Here is a 4,858-nt window from a genome sequence, read left to right on the forward strand (position 1 = left end):
GCACCACACTCGCGCACACGCTCAGCGAACACCGGCGAAGCATCCAGCAACTCCGCACCCATACCAGCCCACTGCGACCCCTGACCCGGGAAAACAAACACCGCGCGGCCATCGGTGGAGGAGGCGGCACCATGCTCCGGACCCTCGACCACCCCCGCCACGGACTCACCACGCGCCAGCGCACCCAGACCGGCCACCAGCCCGTCCCGACCCGCCGCCAACACCACCGCACGGTTCTCGAACTCCGCACGCCCCGAAACCAGCGACCAACCCACATCCACCGAAGACAGACCCGCATCCGCCTCCACACGGGACAACAACCGTGCCGCCTGACCCCGCAGCGCCTCCACACCACGACCGGACAGCACCCACGGCACCACCGACGGAACCACAACCGGCTCCACCAACCCGGCGGGTTCCGGCTCCGGCTCCGACACCTGCTCAAGGATCACGTGCGCGTTGGTCCCGCTCACACCGAAGGACGAGACTCCCGCACGCCGAGGCGCACCCGTCCGCGGCCACTCCCGCTGCTCGGCCAGCAACTCCACCGCACCCGCCGACCAGTCCACCTTCGACGACGGCTCATCCACATGCAGCGTCTGCGGCAACACACCATGGCGCATCGCCTGCACCATCTTGATCACGCCACCCACACCGGCAGCAGCCTGCGTATGACCAACGTTCGACTTCAACGAACCCAGCCACAACGGCCGCTCCCCCGACCGCTCCTGACCATAGGTGGCCAGCAACGCCTGCGCCTCGATCGGGTCACCCAGCGTCGTGCCCGTGCCGTGCGCCTCCACAGCGTCCACGTCCGCCGCTGTCAGCCGGGCGTTGGCCAGCGCCGCACGGATCACCCGCTGCTGCGACGGACCATTGGGCGCCGTCAGACCGTTGCTCGCACCGTCCTGGTTGACCGCACTGCCCCGCACCACCGCGAGCACCGGGTGACCGTTGCGCCGGGCGTCCGACAGCCGCTCCAACAGCAGCATGCCGACGCCCTCACCCCACCCCGTACCGTCCGCCGCGTCCGAGAAGGACTTGCAACGGCCATCGGGGGACAGTCCGCGCTGGCGGCTGAACTCCACGAACAGGCTCGGCGTGGAGATCACCGTCACACCGCCGGCGAGGGCCATGGTGCACTCCCCCGACCTCAGCGCCTGGACAGCGAGGTGCAGCGCCACCAGCGACGACGAACACGCCGTGTCCACCGTCACCGCCGGGCCCTCCAGGCCCAGCGTGTACGCGACCCGGCCGGAAGCGATGCTGGAGGCACTGCCGTTGATCAGGTAGCCCTCGAACTCGTCGCGCGTGCCGCCGTAGATGCGCGCTGCGCCGTAGTCGTCGTACATCACTCCGGCGAAGACGCCGGTCTTGCTGCCCCGCGCGGTCTCCGGGTCGATTCCGGCCCGTTCGAAGACTTCCCATGCCGTTTCCAGCAGCAGCCGCTGCTGGGGGTCCATCGTCAGTGCTTCACGTGGGCTGATCCCGAAGAATTCGGGATCGAACTGATCGGAGTCGTGCAGAAAGCCGCCCTCGCGGGTATAGGTCTTGCCCTTCCGCTCCGGGTCCGGGTCGTACAGGTCCTCGACATCCCAGCCGCGGTTGATCGGGAATGCGGAGACCGCGTCACCGCCCGCGGCGACCAGGTCCCACAGCTCCGCAGGGGATTCCACGCCACCCGGATAGCGGCAGCCCATCGCGACGATCGCGATCGGCTCGGAATTTCCTTCTTCAAGCTGCTGAAGGCGTTGCCGAGCCTGGTGCAGATCCCCGGTGACCCGCTTCAGATAGGCGCGAAGCTTTTCTTCGTTCCCCATCGCAGAACTTTCCCTCTCACGATTCAAAGAATTCACGCCCAGCACGGGTCGCAGAAGCAGTTCACGGCGTCAAAGCGGCCGGAGTCAGAGCTGTCCATCGATAAAGCTGAAGAGATCGTCGTCGCTTGCCGATTCGATCGCGTCGAGCACGGATTCCAGCTCTTCCTCGTCGCGCGCGCCCGGTTCGGCGGACGTGCTCTCCCCCTTCTGCCCGCTCTCCGGACCGTCCGTGCGGTCCGCGGGCGCAAGCTCCGTCCGCAAATGGGCGGCCAGTGCACCCGGCGTGGGGTAGTCGAAGATCAGGGTCGCCGGAAGCCGCAGCCCGGTGGCGGCGTTCAGCAGATTGCGGAGTTCCACGGCGGTCAGGGAGTCGAATCCGAGATCCCTGAACGGCCGTCCCGCATCGATACCCGCCGGTGTCGCATGGCCCAGCGCCGAGGCCACGTGGGTCCGCACCAGGTCCAGCAGGGCGCGCTCACGCTCCTCGGTGTCGAGGCCCGCGAGGCGTTGTGCCAGCGATGTCCCGCCGCCGGTCGCGGTCTGCGCCGTGCCACCGCCCGCGGCGGCTCTGCGCGCCGGGGCCACCCGGACCAGCCCCTGGAGCACCGGCGGGATGCCGTCGGTTCCGGCCGTACGGGATCGCAGGGCGGCCATGTCCAGCCGCATCGGCAGCACCATCGGCTCGTCCACGGCCTCCGCCGCGTCGAAGAGCGCCAGTCCGCGCTCGGTGGCCATGGCGGCGATGCCCATCCGGGCCAGCCGTTGCACGGCGCCCTCGCCCAGCCGGCCCGTCATGCCGCTCCGCTCGGCCCACAGGCCCCAACCGAGGGCCTGGGCCGGGAGGTTCAGTGTGCGACGGTGGTGGGCGAGCGCGTCCAGGAAGACGTTGGCCGCAGCGTAGACGCCCTGACCGGCCGTGCCGAGTGTGCCCGCGGCCCCGGAGAAGAGGACGAAGGCGGACAGGTCCATCCCCCGTGTCAGTTCGTGGAGATGGAGCGCCGCGTCCACCTTGGGCCGCAGCACCCGCTCGATCTGCTCGGGCGTGATGGTCGTGATGACGCCGTCGTCGAGGACCCCGGCCGCGTGCACGACCGCCGTCAGCGGATGGCCGGCAGGCACGTCGGCGAGTACGCCGGCCAGTGCCGAACGGTCGGAGGTGTCGCAGGCGACGATCGTCACCTCGGCGCCGAGCGCTGCCAGTTCGTCGCGCAGCTCGGCAGCCCCTTCGGCCGCGGGCCCGCTGCGGCTGGTGAGCAGCAGCCGGCGTACTCCGCGCTCGGCGACCAGGTGCCGGGCGAGCAGTCCGCCGAGCGTACCGGTGGCCCCGGTGACCAGAACGGTGCCGTCCGGGTCGAAGCCCCGGGTGGCGCTGCCGTGGCCGTTTGTGTCGCCGGTGGGAGATGTTCTGGTCAGACGTGGTACGAGCAATTCGCCCGCGCGGACGGCGAGTTGGGGCTCACCGGAGTCCAGCGCACGCGGCAGAGACGTGTGGGAGGCGTCCTCGTCGTCCAGGTCGACGAGGACGAACCGCCCCGGATGCTCCGCCTGTGCCGAGCGTATGAGACCCCACAGCGGTGCGTTGACCAGGTCGGGTCCCTCTCCGGCACGGGCCACGACCGCGGTCCGGGTGAGGAAGACGAGCCGGGACGCGGTGTACCGCTCGTCGGCCAGCCACGACCGGATGATCGCGAGCGTGTCCGCGACCGCCGTATGTACCTCCCCGGCGGTCCCCCCGAGGTCCGTGCCACCGGCCTCGGCACCGCGGCCTGACGTGCAGGCGACGAGCACCGCCTCAGGAGCCGTGGCGCCGGAGGCGAGGGCCGCGCCCAGCGCGTCGAGGTCGGCATGGCCGGAGATCTCGACGTCCGCGTCGGCGGATCCGCCCAGATCGGCGCTCAGCTTGAACTCGTCCGGACCGATCAGCGTCCACGTTCGGGGCGCTGCAGCCGTCCGCACCGCGCCCGCCGTGGGGCGGTGCAGCGGCTGCCACTCGACACGGAACAGCGCTTCACCGCCGTGTGCTCCGCGGGTCGCGGCGCCGAGCCGATCGGGGTCGACCGGGCGCAGTACGAGCGAGTCGATGACGGCGACCGGCTGACCGATGCCATCTGCCACCGTCACTGCGACGGCGTCCGTGCCCGCAGGGGTCAGCGCCACCCGCACCATCGACGCACCCGCCGCTTCAAGAGACACGCCGCGCCACGCGAACGGCAGCCGGACGATGGTGCGGTCGGTATGGAAGTCACCCAGCCGCAGACCGTGCAGCGCCGCGTCGAGCAGGGCCGGGTGCATCCCGGACCGGTCCGCCTCGGACCGCTGCTCCTCGGGCAGCTCCGCCTCGACGAACACCTCGTCGCCGCGTCGCCACGCCGCGCGCAGTCCCCGGAAGACCGGGCCGTACTCGTAGCCGGTGGCGGAGAATTCCGCGTACAGATCGTCGGTCGGCACCGGGACGGCGCCGGTCGGCGGCCACACCGTCAAATCATGGGCGGTGTGCGACTCGACGGCTTCGGCGTCGGCGCGCAGGGCCAGCACACCGGTGGCGTGCCGGGTCCACTCCTCGTCGTACACGGCGTCCTCCGGGCGGGAGTAGACGCTCAGGCTGCGGCGTCCGGACTCGTCGGGCTCGGCGACGGTCAGCCGCAGTTGGACACCGCCGTGCTCGGGGAGGATCAGCGGCGCCTGGAGCGTCAGCTCCTCCACCGTGTCGCAGCTGACCTGGTCGCCGGCCGTGACCGCCAGTTCCACGAACGCCGTACCCGGCAGGAGCACGGCTCCGGCGACGGCGTGGTCCGCGAGCCAGGCGTGTGTCTGCAACGACAACCGCCCGCTGAAGACGACGCCGTCGGAGTCCGGCAGCTCCAGCGCCGCACCGAGCAGCGGGTGTGCCACGGACTCCAGACCCAGACCGGTCACGGCGCCCGCGCCGATCGTCCCCCCGGAGGTCTCCAGCCAGTAGCGCTGACGCTGGAAAGCGTAGGTCGGCAGGTCGACCTGCTCAGCGCCCGTGCCCTCGAAGACACGCGTCCAGTCCACAC

2 protein-coding genes are annotated in these 4,858 nt (G+C 70.8%); both read right to left on the reverse strand.

The window, feature by feature from the left end; genetic code table 11:
* The coding region (locus ACIRU3_RS47270; RefSeq protein ID WP_404070574.1) for a type I polyketide synthase at nt 1-1,820 on the reverse strand (1,820 nt) is incomplete at its 3' end.
* Nucleotides 1,821-1,904: 84 nt separating this feature from the next.
* Nucleotides 1,905-4,858, reverse strand: a 2,954-nt coding sequence (locus ACIRU3_RS47275) for a type I polyketide synthase (RefSeq protein ID WP_404070576.1), incomplete at its 5' end; no start/stop codon positions are given.

Origin of the sequence: Streptomyces sp. NPDC101151 (assembly GCF_044768335.1) — a bacterium.
Taxonomy (GTDB): Bacteria; Actinomycetota; Actinomycetes; order Streptomycetales; family Streptomycetaceae; genus Streptomyces.